This window comes from Nonomuraea sp. SYSU D8015, assembly GCF_008065375.1.
In the GTDB taxonomy this organism is placed as follows: domain Bacteria; phylum Actinomycetota; class Actinomycetes; order Streptosporangiales; family Streptosporangiaceae; genus Nonomuraea.
Window position 1 is genome coordinate 15,277 of sequence record NZ_VJYI01000046.1, and the last position, 17,640, is coordinate 32,916.

At 68.6% G+C, this 17,640-nt stretch carries 14 protein-coding genes and 1 rRNA gene; 9 read left to right on the plus strand and 6 right to left on the minus strand.

The features are described 5' to 3' along the window. Positions 1–44 precede the first annotated feature (44 nt). The gene (locus ID574_RS57885) at positions 45–1,685 is read right to left on the minus strand and encodes a peptide ABC transporter substrate-binding protein (protein WP_188197609.1); all 1,641 of its coding nucleotides are present in this window, start codon (positions 1,683–1,685) and stop codon (positions 45–47) included. 474 nt (positions 1,686–2,159) lie between these two features. On the opposite strand from ID574_RS57885, the gene ID574_RS57890 reads away from it, so the two are divergent. The 3 genes from ID574_RS57890 (at position 2,160) to ID574_RS57900 (ending at position 4,230) form a co-directional block, all read left to right on the plus strand. Next, the gene (locus ID574_RS57890) at positions 2,160–3,095 is read left to right on the plus strand and encodes an ABC transporter permease (protein ID WP_188197610.1); all 936 of its coding nucleotides are present in this window, start codon (positions 2,160–2,162) and stop codon (positions 3,093–3,095) included. Beyond that, positions 3,088–3,951, plus strand: a complete 864-nt coding sequence (locus ID574_RS57895; protein ID WP_188197611.1) for an ABC transporter ATP-binding protein — start codon at positions 3,088–3,090, stop codon at positions 3,949–3,951. The genes ID574_RS57890 and ID574_RS57895 overlap by 8 nt, the downstream gene beginning before the upstream one ends. 123 nt (positions 3,952–4,074) lie before the next feature. Continuing rightward, a complete protein-coding gene (locus ID574_RS57900) occupies positions 4,075–4,230 on the plus strand; it encodes a hypothetical protein (RefSeq protein ID WP_188197622.1) in 156 nt (51 codons plus the stop codon). 682 nt (positions 4,231–4,912) lie between these two features. Here ID574_RS57900 and ID574_RS57905 read toward each other — a convergent pair. After that, on the minus strand, positions 4,913–5,890 hold the full coding sequence (locus ID574_RS57905; protein WP_188197612.1) for a hypothetical protein: 978 nt from the start codon (positions 5,888–5,890) through the stop codon (positions 4,913–4,915). A gap of 399 nt (positions 5,891–6,289) precedes the next feature. Further along, positions 6,290–7,606, minus strand: a complete 1,317-nt coding sequence (locus ID574_RS57910) for a KamA family radical SAM protein (RefSeq protein ID WP_188197613.1) — start codon at positions 7,604–7,606, stop codon at positions 6,290–6,292. Positions 7,607–7,784: 178 nt separating this feature from the next. Between ID574_RS57910 and ID574_RS57915 the strand changes: the two genes are divergently transcribed. Together ID574_RS57915 and plsX are read left to right on the plus strand one after the other, a co-directional pair. Then, a complete protein-coding gene (locus ID574_RS57915; protein ID WP_223168170.1) occupies positions 7,785–8,342 on the plus strand; it encodes a DUF1707 SHOCT-like domain-containing protein in 558 nt (185 codons plus the stop codon). Between the two features lie 978 nt (positions 8,343–9,320). After that, the gene (gene plsX / locus ID574_RS57920; protein WP_188197614.1) at positions 9,321–10,340 is read left to right on the plus strand and encodes a phosphate acyltransferase PlsX; all 1,020 of its coding nucleotides are present in this window, start codon (positions 9,321–9,323) and stop codon (positions 10,338–10,340) included. A 38-nt stretch (positions 10,341–10,378) separates the two neighbouring features. Here plsX and ID574_RS62205 read toward each other — a convergent pair whose 3' ends face one another. Next, on the minus strand, positions 10,379–10,507 hold the full coding sequence (locus ID574_RS62205; protein ID WP_262496191.1) for a hypothetical protein: 129 nt from the start codon (positions 10,505–10,507) through the stop codon (positions 10,379–10,381). Between ID574_RS62205 and ID574_RS57925 the strand changes: the two genes are divergently transcribed. The 3 genes from ID574_RS57925 (at position 10,500) to ID574_RS57935 (ending at position 15,869) form a co-directional block, all read left to right on the plus strand. After that, entirely contained in the window at positions 10,500–12,695 is a 2,196-nt protein-coding gene (locus ID574_RS57925) for an HAD-IC family P-type ATPase (protein WP_223168171.1), read from the plus strand. The genes ID574_RS62205 and ID574_RS57925 overlap by 8 nt on opposite strands. Then, positions 12,692–14,419: an arginine--tRNA ligase gene (gene argS, locus ID574_RS57930; RefSeq protein ID WP_188197616.1), complete on the plus strand. Its 1,728-nt coding sequence runs from the start codon at positions 12,692–12,694 to the stop codon at positions 14,417–14,419. The genes ID574_RS57925 and argS overlap by 4 nt, the downstream gene beginning before the upstream one ends. A gap of 121 nt (positions 14,420–14,540) precedes the next feature. Beyond that, a complete protein-coding gene (locus ID574_RS57935) occupies positions 14,541–15,869 on the plus strand; it encodes a hypothetical protein (RefSeq protein ID WP_223168172.1) in 1,329 nt (442 codons plus the stop codon). Between the two features lie 48 nt (positions 15,870–15,917). Here ID574_RS57935 and ID574_RS57940 read toward each other — a convergent pair whose 3' ends face one another. Continuing rightward, positions 15,918–16,301: a cell division protein SepF gene (locus ID574_RS57940; RefSeq protein WP_188197617.1), complete on the minus strand. Its 384-nt coding sequence runs from the start codon at positions 16,299–16,301 to the stop codon at positions 15,918–15,920. Positions 16,302–16,469: 168 nt separating this feature from the next. Here ID574_RS57940 and ID574_RS57945 point away from each other — a divergent pair, with 168 nt between their 5' ends. Next, positions 16,470–17,234 carry a PhzF family phenazine biosynthesis protein gene (locus ID574_RS57945; protein ID WP_188197618.1) on the plus strand — a complete coding sequence of 255 codons (765 nt, stop codon included), beginning with the start codon at positions 16,470–16,472 and terminating at the stop codon, positions 17,232–17,234. Positions 17,235–17,526: 292 nt separating this feature from the next. Here the strand turns inward: ID574_RS57945 and rrf are convergent. Then, a 5S ribosomal RNA gene (rrf, locus tag ID574_RS57950) occupies positions 17,527–17,640 on the minus strand; the annotation flags it as partial.

A 17,640-nucleotide genomic window follows, 5' to 3' on the forward strand; every position in this document is an offset into this window, starting at 1 on the left:
CTGCAGGGGCGGGCGCGCCGCGCCCGCCCCTGGGGAACGAACCGTCAGGCCTTCTCGACGTCAGCCCACTCGATCTGGTTGAGCAGGTTGACCTTGACGTTCTTGACGTTCGTCGAGTAGCCAGAGTTGTTCCGGTAGAAGTACACCGGGATGTACGGAAGCTCCTCGATCAGGATGTCATCGGCCTGCTGGTAGAACTTCAGGCTTTCCTCGGTCGTCGCGGCCTGGTCACCCTTGGCGAGCAGCTCGTCGAACTTCTTGTTCGAGTAACCGCCGTAGTTCGACCCCGTCGCGATGGCGCCGGTGCTGAAGATCGGCGTCAGGTAGTTCTCCGCGGACGGGTAGTCGATGGCCCAGCCCATGCGGAACAGGCCCTTGTACTTCTTCGCCTTGAGGTCGTCCAGGATGCTGGCGAACTTCTCGAACGGCTTGGCCGTGGCCTCGATGCCCAGGTTCTGGCGGAGGTTGTTGGCGACGGCCTCGATCCACTCCTTGTGACCGCCGTCGGCGTTGTAGCCGAGCTCGAGCGTCTTGGGGCCGCCGGCCGCGTCGTACAGCTTCTTGGCCTCGGCCGGGTTGTACGTGCAGGCCTTGCAGGCGCCCTGGCGGTAGCCCGCGATGGCCGGGTTGATGAAGTCGTCGGCCGGCGCGCGGGTGCCGGAGAAGACCGTCTCGGCGATGGTCTTCCTGTCGATGGCCATGGAGATGGCCTTGCGGATGTCGACGTTGTTCAGCTCGGGGTTGTACTTGAGCGGAACGCCGATGTAGCCGATGCCGGCGTCCGGCTGGTCCTGGTAGCGCTCGGCGAGCGTGGACTTGGCCTGCGAGATGGCCGACGGGCTGAGGGAGTCGTGGATGTCGAGGTTGTTGGCCAGGAGGTCGTTGAAGGCCACGTCCGTGTCGGTGTAGATCTTGAACTGGAGCTTGGTCCAGTTCTTGGGCTTCGTGCCCGGGAACTTGTCGTACACCGTCAGGTCGATGGTCTGGTCGGTGCCCTTCCTGTAGGGCTTGTCCATCTTGAACAGACCCTGGCCGATGGGCTGCTCGCCGTACTGCTGCGTCACCTTGCCGTCAGGACCGAAGGCGGCCTTGGGCAGCGGGTAGAAGGCGGTGTAGCCCAGCATGGTCTTGAACTGGGAGAACGGGGCGGTGAGGGTGACCTCGAGCGTCGAGTCGTCGACGGCCTTGAGTCCCTTCATCGTCTTCGTGGTGACCGGCTTGCCCTCGCCGGGGTTGAGGTCGGCGTAGCCGTCGATCCGGCCGAAGAAGTAGCCGGCGCTCTGCGCGTTCTCCTGGTTGGCCGCGTAGTTCCACGCGTCGACGTAGTTCTGAGCGACGACGGGCTCACCGTTGTGCCAGGTGTAGCCGGACTTGAGCTTGATCGTCCAGGTCTTCTGGTCGTCACTGGTGATCGACTCGGCAGCGGCCTCGACGGCGTTCTTGTTCTCGTCGTAGGTGACGAGGGGCTCGAACACGGCGCCAAGGGCTTCGGAGCCTTCGGTTTCAGTGGTGTTCGACGGCACAAGCAGCGCCTGGGGCTCACCGAGCTCCATGCGGACCGGCGTTTCTGCGCCGCCGCCCGCGGCGGTGCCGCCGTTGTCCGAGGCTCCGCCGCCACACGCGGCAACCGCGAGGGCGAGCAGCGCGGTACCGGCGACGATCTGTGCGCCCTTAGTAACACGCATGGTGAAGAAGATTCCTCCCTCTACAGTGGGCGTACAGCACTGAGCTGCGATGTTGTGAGCAACCTGACGGGAGAGTCCTGGTTTCTCCCCCGGGTTTGACTTGACACGGTCAAGCCAGCTGAACGCCCTGCCAGTCGATCGCGACTATCCCTCACTACTTGCCACCAGGGTGTCTCTGGCGCGTTGCAGTTCGGTCACACGTATGCCTATCCACCGTCACAGACATTTCGCACGATCGGTGCGGAGTCGCACAACCCCCCTGCAACGGTTCGGCCGGGACGTGAACAGTCGATGAAAAATACCCCCTACAGCAGAGTGCTCGTGCCCTTGCCACCACACCGCGCCTCGCTGGGCTACGGTTGAGCAGGTCTTGACGACGCCTTGGAACCCGGCGTCCCAAGACTCCGTCCAACTGACTGCCGCACCTCCGTGCGGCAGGCACCTCACCGACCGGGATCCAATAGAGTCCTTGCCATGAGCCAGCCGGAATCCGCTGTCGCGGACGCCCAGGCGGGCGGCCGAAGCGGGCAGGAGCCGCTGGCCAAGCTCGCCAAGAGATACGGGCTTCGCCGTGCCATCGCGCGGCCGAGGTTCCCCGTCTACCTGCGCCAGCTATGGGAGCGGCGACACTTCATCCTGACGTACGCGACCTCGCGCAACGTCTCGAAATATTCCAGCTCGGCCCTGGGCCAGCTGTGGCAGGTGCTGACGCCCCTGCTCAACGCCGCGATCTACTTCGTGATGTTCGGCGTCATCCTGGGCGGCCAAAAGGACATCACGAACTACCCGGCGTTCCTGCTGACCGGGATGTTCATCTTCACCTACACCCAGCGGACGGTCACCGCCGGGGCGAAGTCGGTCTCGAGCAACATGTCGCTCATCCGGGCACTCCACTTCCCCAGGGCGTCCCTGCCGCTGGCCTACACGATCCAAGAGCTCCAGCAGCTCGCGATCTCCATGGGCGTGCTCCTCGTCCTCGTGGTCGCCACGCAGGAGTGGCCCACCTGGTTCTGGCTCATGATCCCGGTGGTGCTGCTCCTCCAGACGATGTTCAACATCGGGGCCGGCCTGGTGATCGCCCGGCTCGGAGCCACGACGCGCGACCTCAACCAGCTGCTGCCGTTCATCACGCGCACCTGGCTCTACGCCTCCGGCGTCTTCTTCTCCATCCAGGACAAGGTGGTGAAGTCCGCGGAGCTTCCGCAGTGGGTCGCCAACGTGATGTATCTCAACCCGGCGGCCTCCTACATCGAGTGGATGCGCGAGATCCTGGTCGGGACCTACCGCACCGAGTTCGGCCACCACCCGCCGACAATGGTGTGGGTGTCTTGCGTATTCTGGGCGGTGTTCGCTCTCGGATTCGGCTTCTGGTATTTCTGGCGGGCCGAGGAGAGGTACGGGCGTGGCTGAAACCAAGGAGCTGTCACAGGTGAAGGGCGAGAAGCCCGCCGTTCCGGGCAAGGATGTGAGGGTGCATCCCAACCCGGAGCCCGCCGGCAAGCGGCCCCTCGACGTCCCCACGGGCACTCCGACCGTCATCGTCGACGACCTCCACATCGTCTACCGCGTCTACGGCGCCGCCTCCGACGCCGAGAAGGGCAACGCGGTCAACGCCCTCACGCGCCTGCTCAAGCGTCAGGGCCGCCCGCAGATGAAGGAGGTCCACGCGGTCAAGGGCGTCACGTTCGTGGCCTACCACGGCGACGCCATCGGCATCGTGGGCCGCAACGGCTCCGGCAAGTCCACGCTGCTGCGCGCCATCGCGGGCCTGCTGCCGCCCCACAAGGGCGCCGTCTACACCGACGGCCAGCCGTCGCTGCTGGGCGTCAACGCGGCCCTCATGCGCGAGCTCACCGGCGAGCGCAACATCGTCCTCGGCTGCTACGCGATGGGCATGACGCCGGCCGAGGTCAAGGAGAAATACCAAGAGATCGTCGACTTCTCCGGCATCGATGAGTTCGTCCAGCTCCCCATGTCCACCTACTCCTCCGGCATGGGCGCCCGCCTGCGCTTCGCCATCTCCTCGGCCAAGACCCACGACGTCCTGCTCATCGACGAGGCCCTGGCCACCGGCGACCGCGAGTTCCGCAAGAAGAGCGAGCAGCGCATCCGCGAGATCCGCGAGTCCGCCGGCACCGTCTTCCTCGTGGCCCACGACCTCAAGGTCATCGAGGAGACCTGCAACCGGGTGATCTGGCTGCACAAGGGCAAGATCCGGATGGACGGCGACCCGAAGGAAGTCATCGCGGCTTACAACAAGGGCTGATTCGATCCCCTGTACGAAAACCAGCGTGACGTGAGGGGTAAATGACTGACAGCGAGCCCCCCGTTCCGATAGGATTCGAACGTCAATTCGAACTGAGGACCGGTGATGGAGTGGGGGCGCGCGATGGGAGAGCTTTCAACCGCGATCGACCACCTGGCCACCGAGGACGTGTCCGAGATTCCCCGGGCACTGCTCGCCGAGCAGCTCATCGAGCTGCACTGGCAGATGGCCAGACTGCAAGCACAGATCGCCCGCCGCACGGGCGTCCGCCTACCCTGAGCGGTTCACGACCGTAGAGGGCAAGCGTGCGTCCAGACTCGCCGCACGAGCTCGATGGTCGCGCTCGCACGGGGCTTCGCTGGTCACGCAAACTACCGCTCTCCGCCCCAGACTCGCCGCTCCGTCAACCGAAGTGCGGCAGGCGGCCGGCCACGGCAGCGCGTAAAGACATGAAAAAGCCGCCGACCCATGGGGCCGGCGGCGGGGCTCGCGGGGCGCCGCTGCCCTGCGATGAACGGCGCAGCACGCGAGCCCGAGCCTGGACGCGTCCGCCCCGGCTCGTCATGACAATCCACATGCGGCCTGCGCCTCGGGCGTCCGGCACCTGGAAGGCGCCCAGAAGGCCCGCCGCGTCAGTACGACGGCGCCCCGGCCGCCTCACCCGGCCCAGGGGACATCACGCCGTCAGGGAACTGCTGAGGCTCCGAACGGATCCGCCTCGCCGCCGGCTCGACCGGCTCCCGAGCGTTGGCACCAAAGACGCCCGCGAACCGCCATGCCTGCCCTCGGCAAGCGACGTCCGTCGCCGCCTCCGTCCCGCCTGATCCCATCCTTCTCGCATGATCGGCTCCGTGCCGCCTCTTCGCCCCGTTCGGCCGTCGGAAACGATCTCTGTCTGACCGCCGTACCGACCACAGGGGAGGTCGAAGCGCAGGAGAGGTGATCATGCGGGAATGTGGGCCTAGCTGCGAGCCCAGGTGCCGCGCACCGAGCTGGTCAGCGCGTCGGCGGTCCAGCCGAGAGCGGTCATCAGGTCACTGTAGGAGCCGGTGGCCTTGGTCCCCTTGGAGTACACCGCGCCGGCGGCCTCCTCGACGAGCGGGGTGAGTTCGTCCATGCTCGCGGTCTGCGTGGTGCCGGGCAGCGCCTCCATGACCGGCGCCATCTCGGAGGGGGCGACCTGGCCGACGACCGGCGACAGCTCGGTGTTCGCGGTGGCCGGCAGCGCGTGCCTGGCCGCCTTGGCCAGGCCGGCCAGCATGGTCTCGCTCGACAGCGCCTCCATGCCCTTGGCCGTCTCCCGCATGGTGCCGGTGGCGGCGGTGCCGGGGTTCGTGACGCCGGCGGCGGAGTCCGGCAGCAGGCCGGCGCCGGGCAGCTTGCCCACCGCGCCCTGGACGTAGGACTCGACCAGGCCGCCCACCGAGGTGAAGGTGTCCTTCACGGCCAGACCCTCGGACTGCTCGACGGCCTTGACCGACGGCTTGGCAGGATGCGCCATGCGGGACGCGCCCACCCCCACGGGCAGCGACTCGGTCAGGCCGCCCCCGCCGAGCGGCACCCCGCCGAGGATCGGCGACAGCTCGGGCAGCGGGCCTCCCTCGCGGGTGACGTCCTCGGCCGCGTTCGGGCCGCCGGTACGCCTGCGTTCCTGCATCTCGATGGCCGCGTCCCGCTCGGCCTCGGTCATCTCGCCGCTCGGCCGGCTGGGAGCGGCGCCGGACTTGGGCTGGGAGCCGCCCAGCAGGCCGCCCAGGAGCGGGAGTCCGCCCAGGAGCCCGCCGAGCGGGCTGCCTGCGACGCTGGCGCCCTCGCCCAGGCCGTCCGCGGGAGCGTGCCTGGCGGTGTTGTATTGAACTTCCGCTTGGGCTGGAACGGCCAGTGCCGCCCCCAAGCCGAATGCTGTGACGGCGACCGCCGCCTTGACTAGTCGATTCATGATTGCCTTCCCGGCTCGTGATCGATCGCTCTCGAATGCGGTGGAAATGCGAATCGATAACCCCCGTATGCCGCGGCGCACGCGCTATGGGCACCACACTGAGCGCGCCGTCACGGCTGAGCTACGCCAGCAGTTCTACCACTCGCTGTGATCGGCCGCAGGAGCATGAATGCCCATGTGGCAGGGGTTTGCAGCCCGGTTACCGAGTAAGGGGGCGGCGTTGAGCGGGAAGACAAAACGGGAACAGGAGGGCCTTGTTTCCGATATTGCACGGACACTTCGCGTGCGCACGCGAGAGCGGCGCAGCGGTCCTCCGGCCCGTGAACAATGGGGTCGCGAAATCAATTGTCACGGGCCGGGGACGGGGATATTCCGGTTGCGGTGGACGCGCTCGACCGCTCAGACCGGCAGGAGAGCTCCGGCGGGCTCGAACGGAAAACGATCGGCGAAGGCGGGACGCAGATCCGTCAGCCAGACCGCCGCGGGGTCGTAACGCGCGAAGAACGGCCGCCCCACCAGAGAGGGGTCGCGCGCCTGAATGAAGTGGAGCATGAAGACCTGCTCCCCGGCGATTTCGGTGACGCCGTCGACGCACACTTTGCCCGGCGTCGCCGACATGGACGGGCCCCGGACGGTCCGGCAGAGCCCGGAAACGCTGGCGTAGGCATCCCTAAAGATCTCGTACGCCTGGGCCAGCGGCACGGCGAAGTAGTCCTGTGGCCCGGTGTCGCGCTCGACGAACATGTAGTAGGGGATCATCCCCATGCGGTGCTGCCGCCGCCACATGGACGACCACACGGCAGGGTCGTCGTTGATCGACCTGATCAGCGGCGCCTGGGTCCTGATCGTGGCGCCGCTGCCGATGATTCGCTTGACCGCCGACTCGACCAGTGGCGACTCCAGCTCGCGCGGGTGTGAGAAGTGGGCCATGAACGCGAGGTTCTTCCCCGCCTCGACTACCTCCTCGAACATGCCGAGCGTGGCGTCCGCGTCGGGGTCGGTGATGAAGCGCTGCGGCCAGTAGGCCAGAGCCTTGGTGCCGATCCTGATCGACTCCAGTTGCTCGAGGTGGAGCAGCGGCTCGATATATCGCCTGATGACGGGCTCGCCCATGATCATGGCGTCGCCGCCGGTGATCAGGACGCTGGTGACCTCGGGATGCCGGCGGATGTAGGTCACCATCTGGTCGATGTCGTCGGAGGCGAACTTCAGGTCCGCGTCACCGACGAACTGGGCCCATCGGAAGCAGTAAGTGCAGTAGGCGTGACAGGTCTGCCCTTGCTTGGGGAAGAACAGCACGGTTTCGTGGTATTTGTGCTGCATACCAGGAACCGGCTCGTCGCCCATCTTCGGGACGTTGAGCTCCTTCTGGCCTGCGGGGTGAGGGTTGAGCTGGGCACGTACCCGGTTGGCCTCGGCCTGGATCTCGGCGTTGGGCGCCTCGGCCTTGAGCAGATCGGCCAGCCGGGCGACGTCGGCGGCGGGAAGCATGTCCTCCTGTGGGAAGACGAGCCGGTATATGGGATCGTCAGGTGCCGCCGACCAATCTATGAGTTCATCCACGACGTAGGCGTTCGTCCGGAATGGCAGCACCGTGGCGACTGCGCGGACCTTCAGCCGTTCCTCGTCGCCGAGCCCGGCTCGCCGCAGGAGCTCGTCGAGGTGCTTGGACGTGTACGCCTTGAAGCGTCGCGTGCCAGCTTGGTTCAAGATCACTAGGCCTTTCCCATCTTTTTTGTTCGATCGGGCGTAAACCTCACGACCCTGTCGCGCGTCTACGGTTCTTAATACCCGGACGTTCCCCGCCGCGTCACCGGTTCCGCTGGCTCTCCAAGTTTTCCCTTAGGTTCATCGCAATCGCGACATATCGCGATTTGTCATAGACTCCCATACCGTGACCGACGATCCGGACCTGCGCGCCTCAGACGCCGACCGCGACCGCGTGGCCGCTGTGCTGGGCGAAGCGCTCGCCACAGGAAGACTCACCAGCGTCGAGCACGCGGACCGTCTCGAAGCCGCCTACACGGCGAAGACGGTCGGCGACCTCGTCCCCCTGACCCGTGACCTGCCCGAGGTGTCCGCGTCCGGCGCGCCCGCCGCCGTCGAGCAGCAGGTGATCAGTTCGCGGTTCAGCAAGATCGTGCGCAAGGGGCGCTGGGTGGCGTCCCGGCACATCGACCTCACGGTCCGGTTCGGCGCACTCATCATCGACCTGTCGGACGCCGTGCTGCCGGGGCGGGAGATCACCATCGAGACGAACGCGCGGTTCGGCAAGATGATCGTGCGGGTGCCCGACAACGCGCATGTGATCGACGAGGGCGGCTCTCTCTTCGGCAAGCGCAACGTGACGGGCGGGTCGCAGGGGGACGGGCCGTTGATCAGGGTGACGGGGGTCTCGAAGTTCTCGAAGGTGATCGTCACCCGCGGCAAGGACGACTGGAACCTCCACTAGGTCCCACCCGGCCACCGCCCCGGCCCGCAGACACCCCACATCCGGCCCACAGCGCGCCACGCGCCCGAGCGCTTTCCCAGCCACTTCCAGTGGTGACGCGCGCGGGGACGCCCGACATGCGAGGGAAGTCGGCGTGGGGACGCGGCGTGGGGGGACACCCCGGCTTGTGCCAGCCCGCCTCTCCGGCCGCACTGGACACCGTGCAGGGGACGCTCGGCCGCGCATCATACGCGCCGCACGGCCGCAACTCCGGCGCACGGTGCCGGGCAGTGCGACCGAGCAGGGACAGCTGGCCCATACTCCGCCCGAGCGCTGCACCGCGACATCCCATGCACGCACAGCGGAACGCCGCAAGCACCAGCGCCGGGCGACCCATGCACACACGGGCAAGCGCCACAGGCAGCCGCGCCCGGGGCAGGACGGCGGGGCAGGACGGCGAGGCTGCGCAGCAGGCGCGGATGGCACATCACACAGCGCCCCGCCCGGGGCTACGCCGAGGGCCCATGCCCGCACGGCGAAGTGCACAGGCAGCCGCGCCCTGAGCCCGGCCGGGGCCGGGACAGTGGGGCCGGGCCGGTGATGGGCCGGGGCAGTCCCGGGCCGGGGCCGGGGGTGGGCCGGGGCAGTCCGGGCCGGGCAAGGGGTGGCGGTGGGCCTGGGGTGGGGCGGGCGGCTGGCGAGGAGAGCCCGATGCACGTCCCGCGTGCCGCCCGGGCACCGCGCCGACACAGCCCAGGCGCGCCCCGAACGCCGCCCAGGCCCGACCCGTGCGCGCGCAGCGGAGCACCACGAGCAAGCAGTCCCAGGGCGGAGTGGCAGGGGTGGGAGTCGGGCTGGGACTGGAACGGGCCAGGGTGGGAACCAAGAGGGCCTACCCGCCGGTTTAACCTGGCACCTGCCTTGCCTGCGATGCGGACATACCGAGCCCGCGTTCCGGCCAAGCCGTGACGGCGGGCGCGATGCCGTACGAGGTGATCATTGTCCGACAGCAAGCCCATCGCGCTGGACGCCATGGGCGGCGACCACGCACCGCACGAGATCGTGGCGGGCGCGGTGCACGCCGTGCGCGAGCGCGGCCTGCAAGTCGTGCTCGTCGGCTCCCCCCGCGTGCTCTACGAGGCGCTCGCCGACCACGACGCCACCAAGGAGGTCCCGATCGTCCGGGCCGAGGAGGCGCTCGCCATGGACGAGGGCGCGCTGGCGAGCCTGCGCCGCCCCCGTTCCAGCATCGCGGTCGCCTGCCACCTCGTACGCCGCGGCGACGCCGGCGCGGTCGTGTCGGCCGGCTCCACAGCGGGTGTCGTGGCCACCGGCAGGCTGAGGCTCAAGTCGCAGCAAGGGGTCCAGCGACCCGCCATCGCCGTCGCGCTCCCCACGCTCCCCCAGCCGACACTGCTCCTCGACGCGGGCGCCAACGCCGACGCCAAGCCGGAGATGCTGGTGCAGTTCGCCCATCTGGGCACGGCCTACGCCGAGCTGGCCTACGGCATCCCCAACCCCAGGGTCGGCCTGCTGACGATCGGCAGCGAGGCCGAGAAGGGCAACAAGCTCGTCAAACGCGCCCACGAGCTGCTGCAGAGCTCCCCCGGCCTGCACTTCACCGGCAACGTGGAGGGCTACGACCTGCTGACCGGCAAGGTCGACGTGATCACGACCGACGGGTTCACCGGCAACGTGGCGCTGAAGACGATGGAGGGCGCGGTCCGGTACGCGTTCGCCGAGCTCCGGCAGACCATCGAGGACAGCAGACTGGCCAGGCTGGGCGCCGCCATGCAGCGCTCGCGCCTGCGCGAGCTGCGCCGCCGCCTCGACGCGGAGGCGTACGGCGGCGCGGTGCTGCTCGGCCTGAACGGCACGGTCGTCATCGCCCACGGCTCGTCCAAGGCGCCGGCGATCAGCGCGGCCTGCAAGCTCGCCGCCGACCTGGCCGCCGACGGGATCGTGGCCAGGATCGGCGAGCGGATCGCCGCCACGCACCGATCCCACAGACTGTGGTGAACCCGTAGTCTGTGAGACCGATCCACAGATACAGGGGGTTATGTGGACGGGCTCACCTCTACGGTGGACGGGCTCACGTCGGCCCAGGTGGCGGTGGCGAAGACCAACCATGTGCCGCGCCGGTCGAGCAGGTCGTTGAGCGCGATCTTCAGGGCGAACGTGCTCACCCTGTTCAATCTCGTCATCGGCGTGCTCTGGGCACTGATCCTGATCTTCGGCGAGTGGCAGGACAGCCTGTTCGGGCTGGTCATCCTGGCCAACGCGTTGATCGGCATCGTCCAGGAGCTGCGCGCCAAGCGCACCCTCGACAGGCTTGCGGTGATCAACGAGGCTCCGGTCAAGGTGCGGCGCGACGGCAGGGAGCAGGAGATCCAACCGCATCAGGTGGTGCTCGGCGACCTGATCGTCCTCGGCCCCGGCGACCGTCTGCTTGTCGACGGCGAGGTGGTGGCCTCCGACGGGCTGGAGGTGGACGAGTCCCTGCTGACCGGCGAGGCCGACCCCGTGCCCAAGAAGGCCGGCGACCAGGTTCTCTCCGGCAGCTTCGCGGTGGCGGGCTCGGGCGCGTTCGTAGCCACGAAGGTCGGCACCGACGCGTACGCCGTCCGCTTGGCCGAGGAGGCCGCCAAGTTCCACCTCGCGCACTCCGAGCTGCGCGCCGGTGTGGCCAACTTCATCAAGTACATCACCTGGTTGGTCGTCCCGATCGGCGCCCTGCTGATCTACAGCCAGGTCAGCAACGCGGTCGACTTCGGCACCGCGATCACCGGCGCCGTCGCGGGCATCGTCACCATGATCCCCGAGGGCCTGGTGCTGATGACCTCGATCGCGTTCGCGGTCGGCGTCGTACGCCTCGGCCGGCGCAGGTGCCTGGTCCAGGAGCTGCCCGCGATCGAGGGCCTGGCCAGGGTGGACGTGCTCTGCCTGGACAAGACGGGCACCCTCACCGCCGGCGGCATGGACCTCGGCCAGGTGCTGCCGCTGCGCGACGACCTGCCGATCGACGACGCGCTGGCCGCCCTGGCCAACCTCGACCGGCAGCCGAACACCACCGCCCAGGCCATCCGGGTGCGTTACCCCGCCGCCCGGGACGGGTGGAAGGCCGTGGAATCGGTGCCGTTCTCCTCGGCGCGCAAGTGGAGCGGCGCCGACTTCGGGGAGCGGGGCGTCTGGGTACTGGGCGCGCCCGACGTGCTGCTGGACGGCGGGGACGCCTACGACCGGGCCGCCGCTCTGGCCGCCACCGGCGCCCGCGTGCTGGCACTCTGCCGGGCCGCCCGCCTTCCCGTGCCGGGCGGACACGACGCGGCGCCGGAGGCGGTCGCGCTCGTCACGCTCGAACAGCACATCAGGCCCGACGCCGGCGAGACCCTTCGTTACTTCGCCGAGCAGGGCGTCACGGTGAAGGTGATCTCCGGCGACAACCCTGAGTCGGTTTCGGCGATCGCCACCTCTCTGGGCATCCCGGACGGTGAGCGTTCCATCGACGCCCGGACCCTTCCCGACGACCAGGACAAGCTCGGCGAGCTGCTGGACGCGCACTCCGTCTTCGGCCGGGTCAGCCCGCAGCAGAAGCGCGCGTTCGTCGCCGCGCTGCAGGCCCGCGGTCACACCGTGGCCATGACCGGCGACGGCGTCAACGACGTGCTCGCGCTCAAGGACGCCGACCTGGGCATCGCGATGGGTGCGGGCAGCCCGGCGACCAAGGCGGTCGCGCAGGTGGTCCTGCTGGACGACAAGTTCGCGACGCTGCCGCACGTGGTCGGCGAGGGCCGCCGGGTGCTGGCCAACATCGAACGGGTCGCCAGCCTGTTCCTCACCAAGACCTTCTACGCCATCGTGTTGTCGCTGGCCGTGGGCGTGGCCGGGGTGATGTTCCCGTTCGCGCCCCGCCACTCGACCCTGGTGAACGCCCTGACCATCGGCGTGCCCGTGCTCTTCCTCGCGCTCGCGCCCACGCTCGAGCGCTCAAGGCCGGGGTTCGTGCCCAGGGTGCTGCGTTTCGCCGTGCCCGCCGGGGTGTTATGCGCGGCGGCGGTGCTGGTGTCGTTCTGGGCCGCGCACAAAGAGTCCTCCACGCTCGTCGAGAACCAGACCGCCGCGACGATCGCCCTGTTCCTCACCACGTGGTGGGTGCTCGTACTGATCGCCAGGCCGCTCACCTGGTGGCGCGTGATCCTGGTCGGCTCCATGGCGGTGGCCTTCGCCGTCGGGCTGACGCTGCCCTTCGTCAGGACGTTCTTCGCACTGAAGCCGGACGATCTCGGCGCCGACCTGACCGCCGTCGGGGTCTCGGTCGTGGCGGCGATATTGATCAGCGGCGCAGTCAAGCTCGCCGGTACCCTTAGAACATGACCGACCCGCAGATAGTGCTCACCGAGCGCGTCCAGCAGGCGCTGGCACGCGCGTTCGGTGCCGAGCACGCCGACGCAGACCCGCTGATCCGGCCCTCCCAGTTCGCCGACTTCCAGGCGAACGTCGCGCTGAGCCTGGCCAAGCGTCTGCGACGGGCGCCGCGGGAGGTCGCCGAGGCGATCGGTGCGGAGCTGTCCGACTTCCCCGGCACGGTCGAGGTCAGCGGCCCCGGCTTCCTCAACATCACGCTCGACGACTCGTGGATCGCCGCCGAGGCCCAGCGGATGCTGGAGGATCCGCGGCTCGGCGTCGGCACGATCACGCCCGCGCAGACCGTGGTGCTCGACTACTCCGCGCCCAACGCGGCCAAGGAGATGCACGTCGGTCACCTGCGCACCACGATCGTCGGCGACTCGCTGGCCCGCCTGCACGAACACCTCGGCAACACCGTGATCAGGCAAAACCACCTGGGCGACTGGGGCACGCCGTTCGGCATGCTCATCGAGCATCTCCTCGACATCGGCGAGGAGGCCGCGGTCGGGCAGCTCGAGGCCGGCATGGGCACCGAGTTCTACCAGGCGGCGCGGGCCAAGTTCGACGCCGACGAGGCGTTCAGGCAGCGGGCCCGCACGCGGGTGACCACGCTGCAGGGCGGCGACCCCGCCACCATGCGGCTCTGGCACGTCTTCATGGACGCCACCATCCGCTACTTCAACAAGGTCTACGAGCTGCTCGGGGTCACGCTCACCGACGACGACATCGCCGGTGAGAGCATGTACAACCCCATGCTCGACAAGACCTGCGACGACCTGGAGGCGTCCGGGGTCGCGCTGATCAGCGAGGGCGCGCTCTGCGTGTTCCCGCCCGGCTTCACCGGCTCCGACGACAAGCCGCTGCCGCTCATCATCAGGAAGAGCGACGGCGGCTACGGCTACGCGACCACGGACCTGGCGGCCATCCGCTACCGCGTCCACGACCTCAAGGCCGACCGCATCCTCTACGTCGTGGGCGCCGATCAGGCTCTGCACTTCCGCATGGTCTTCGCGGCGGCGCGACAGGCCGGCTGGCTGCCGGACACCGTGTCCGCCGAGCACGTCCAGATCGGCATGATGCTGGGCAAGGACGGGCGCAGGTTCAAGACCCGCTCCGGCGAGTCCGTCAAGCTGATGGATCTGCTGCAGGAGGCCGTCGATCGGGCGTCGGCGCTGATCGCCGACAGAGGGTACGACGAGGCGACTCAGCGGGAGATCGCTTATGCCGTCGGCATGGCTGCCGTGAAATATGCCGATCTGTCGGTCAGCCACGACAGCGAATACGTCTTCGACCTCGACCGCATGGTGGCCTTCACCGGCAACACCGGCCCCTACATGCAGTACGCGACCGCCCGGATCCGCTCCATCTTCCGCAAGGCGGGCATGGATCCGGCCGACGCGACGGCCTCCATCGTCCTGGCCGCGCCGGCCGAGCGCGCGCTGGGCCTCCACCTGCTGGGGTTCGGCGAGCTGGTCTCCCAGGTCACCGCAGGTTCCGAGCCGCATCGGCTCTGCGCGTTCCTGTTCCAGACCGCGAGCCTGCTGAGCACCTTCTACGAGGAGTGCCCGGTGCTCAAGGAAGGCGTCGACCCCGCGACCAGGGACCACCGGCTGGCCCTGTGCGCGTTGACGCTGCGCGTGCTGGAGACGGGGCTCGGCCTGCTGGGGGTTCCTGTCCCCGAGCGCATGTAAACCGGCAGTTGGCTCAAAGTCCCCCGTTCTGTCGTGGGCGCGCCTTCACCGGGTTGGCGCGCCCCAACGGTTAGGCTTTACGCGGTCATGAACCGAGGCCGAAATGGGGGAGTTCTCTGCCTTGAGCACGGACCTGACTGCGAGCCCCCAAGCAGCGACGGAGTTGCACCGCTACGCCGAGGCACTGCTCGCGCACCTCGCCGCCAATGGCACCGCGCCTCCACCGGTCGCGTTTCGTGACATACCCGGTTATTGGTTGCCTCCGGCCGTCGAAGCACTGGTCGCCATACTCTCCGGCGACGACCCTCTGGAGCCGCTGAGCCGGGCGGCCGCGCGTGACCAGCAGCGGACCGCGCTCTTCCTGTGCCTGGCGCTCGCGGTGTCCGGGCAGGGCAGCCGCATCCACGCCTCCTGGCTCGGCACCGCCTTCGGTGAGCTGTCGCTCGACCGGCCGGTCACCCACGGCCAGCGCTCGTTGTGGCTGGCCGCCGCCCGGGGCGCGTACGGCCCCGCCGGCAAGATCTTCGTCCTGCGCAAGCTCGATGCCCTGGCCGTCCAGGAGCACGCGGACCCCGAGGAATGGGTCCAGGCGCTGATCCCCGGGGAGCCGTCAGTCGTCGTGCCGCCGTCGCTGGCCGACTTTCCCGAGATGGCGGAGATTCCGGAGCTGGCCAAACCCTCCATGGCCGCCGACCGGCTGGCCAGGCTGCGTGGCCGGTGCGCGGAGATCACCTCAACGCGGCAGGCCGAGCACGACTCCACCGCCCCGCTCGACAACAGCTCCGGCAGCCCCGCCGCCACCTGGGCCGAGAACGAGCCGCTGGCCGTGCTCCGCTCGCTGGTCGGCGCGGGCGGCCCGGCCGGACCGATGGCCTCGCTCGTCACGTACCTGCTGGACGATCTGCGCCCCGGAGCCGACCCCCACCTGGCGGCGATCGCGCTGCACGTGGCGGCGCCGATCCTGCGTGGTGTGGCCGAGGAGCTCGAGGCCGACAGCCGGCTGGAGCCGCCCGCCACGCTCACCGTGCCGCTCCTCGGCCACCGCATCCACCTGCGGCCCGAGGGTCCCGACCGAGCCTCGCTGGCCGCGGCCGAGAACACCATCGTCACCGAGGGCATCATGCCGCGCCCCCGCCCGTGGGCCGCCATGGCGCTGATCGTGGTCGGGATCGCCTGTCTCGTCGGCGCGGTGCTGGCCAACAGCCTGCTCGCGGCCGCCGGCGTCGCCATGATCGGCCTGGCCGGCTGGCAGCTCTGGCAGCGCCGGCAGCTGGTCGCGGCCGACGCCCAATACGTGGCCGCCCAGGTCAGCGAGCTGCGGGAGCTGGCCGAGGCGGCGGTGTGGGCGCTGCACGCGTACGCCCGCGAATCGGACGCACGCGCAAAACAGGCCGCTGACGACGCAGCCGAGCTGACCCGGCTGGTCCGTCGCGGCCCGCGCGCTGCTTAGAAGTCGTCGGTATGCCGCCACCCGGTCGAGGCGGCGGCAGCCCGCCCATCACGTCGTCTCGATCTCCACATGAGCCGGGGCCAGCAGGAAGACGCGGTCGGCGATGCGTTCGATCCGCCCCTCGCACCCGAAGGCCAGTCCGGCGGCGAAGTCCACCATCCTCGTCGCCTCGGGCATCGCCATGCCGGAGACGTCCATGATCACCGTCTGTCCGTCACGGAAATGCTGACCGATCAACGGCGCGTCGTTGTACTTGAGCGGCTGGACCATCACGATGCGTGAGGAGTCGACGTTCGCGCGCCACCGCCTGGCGGCCCGCTCCGTCGCCGGGACGTACTCGTCCTCGTACTGCTCGTCGTCGTCATAGCCCTCGTCGTAGTGATCGACCCCGCTCAGGCCAAGGTAGCTCACCACCTTGCGCACTGCCCCCATCGGCTTGTCCTTTCCTCAGGAACTCACCGTAATCGGCACGTCCCTACACATTGGACGGTAACCGACGATTCCGCATTCGCCACGCGACACGCCCAGGCCTAATTCCATTTTGTACAGCTTGCAGCCCGCTTGCATCCCGATATCCGCCCCCCGGATACCATCGGCCACATGCACCTCTACACTGTGGACGCCTTCACCGGCACGGCTTTCCAGGGTAATCCTGCGGCTGTCTGCCTGCTGGACACTCCGGTCAGTGACGCTTGGATGCAGAGCGTAGCCGCCGAGATGAACCTCTCCGAGACCGCTTTCCTCCTCGGAGATTCGCTCCGCTGGTTCACCCCGGCCGTCGAAGTCACGCTCTGTGGTCATGCCACCTTGGCGACCGCGCATGTGCTCTATTCCACAGGGGCGGCGACGGGGCCACTCGAATTCAAGACGGCCAGTGGCACGCTCACCGTGAATCGTCTCCCGGACGGCACCATCACCATGGATTTCCCGGCCAAGGAGGTGACAGCCGGCCCGGTGCCCGCCGGTCTGGAGAAAGCACTCGGCGTGACGCCTGTGTGGGTCGGAAAAAGCCAACTCGACCTGCTGGTGGAGGTGGACTCCGAGGAAACGGTGCGCTCCCTGTCGCCGGATATCGCCGCCCTGGCGGCCGTGGACGCGAGAGGCGTCATCGTCACGGCGCCGGGCACGGAGACGGATTTCGTCTCCCGCTTCTTCGCCCCCAACGTCGGGGTGTCGGAGGACCCAGTGACGGGCTCGGCGCACTGCGCGCTCTCGCCGTACTGGTCGGCGCGCCTGGGCCGGGCCTCGCTCGTCGGGGCTCAGCTGTCGGCCCGGGGCGGTCTGGTGCACGTGACGCTGGCCGGCGACCGCGTCCATCTGGCCGGCCGAGCCGTGACGGTCCTCTCCGGCACTCTGCATGTCTAGCGACCGTACCTTACTTTAAGCAATCATGTGACGGCTCAAAGTAAGTTTCTCCGTCGGGCGCGCCTCCGGTCCCCTCACCATCGCCCAGACCGCCCATTTCGCCCACCGCTCCGGCGCCCAGGCGTGACGGAGCGGCCAGAGACACGACGCGGCCTACAGTCCCGCTTCAGCCCGCCTTCGAAGGGCTCCGGCGCCCTGAGCCTCAGATGGGCCCCACGCGCCTGCCAGAGCGCCCTCAGAACGCAGAAAGGCCCCGACGCGCGAGGCGTCGGGGCCCTTCCTATCAAAGATTGTCCGGCGGTGACCTACTCTCCCACACCCTCCCGAGTGCAGTACCATCGGCGCAGAGAAGCTTAACTTCCGGGTTCGGAATGTAACCGGGTGTTTCCTTCCCGCCATAACCGCC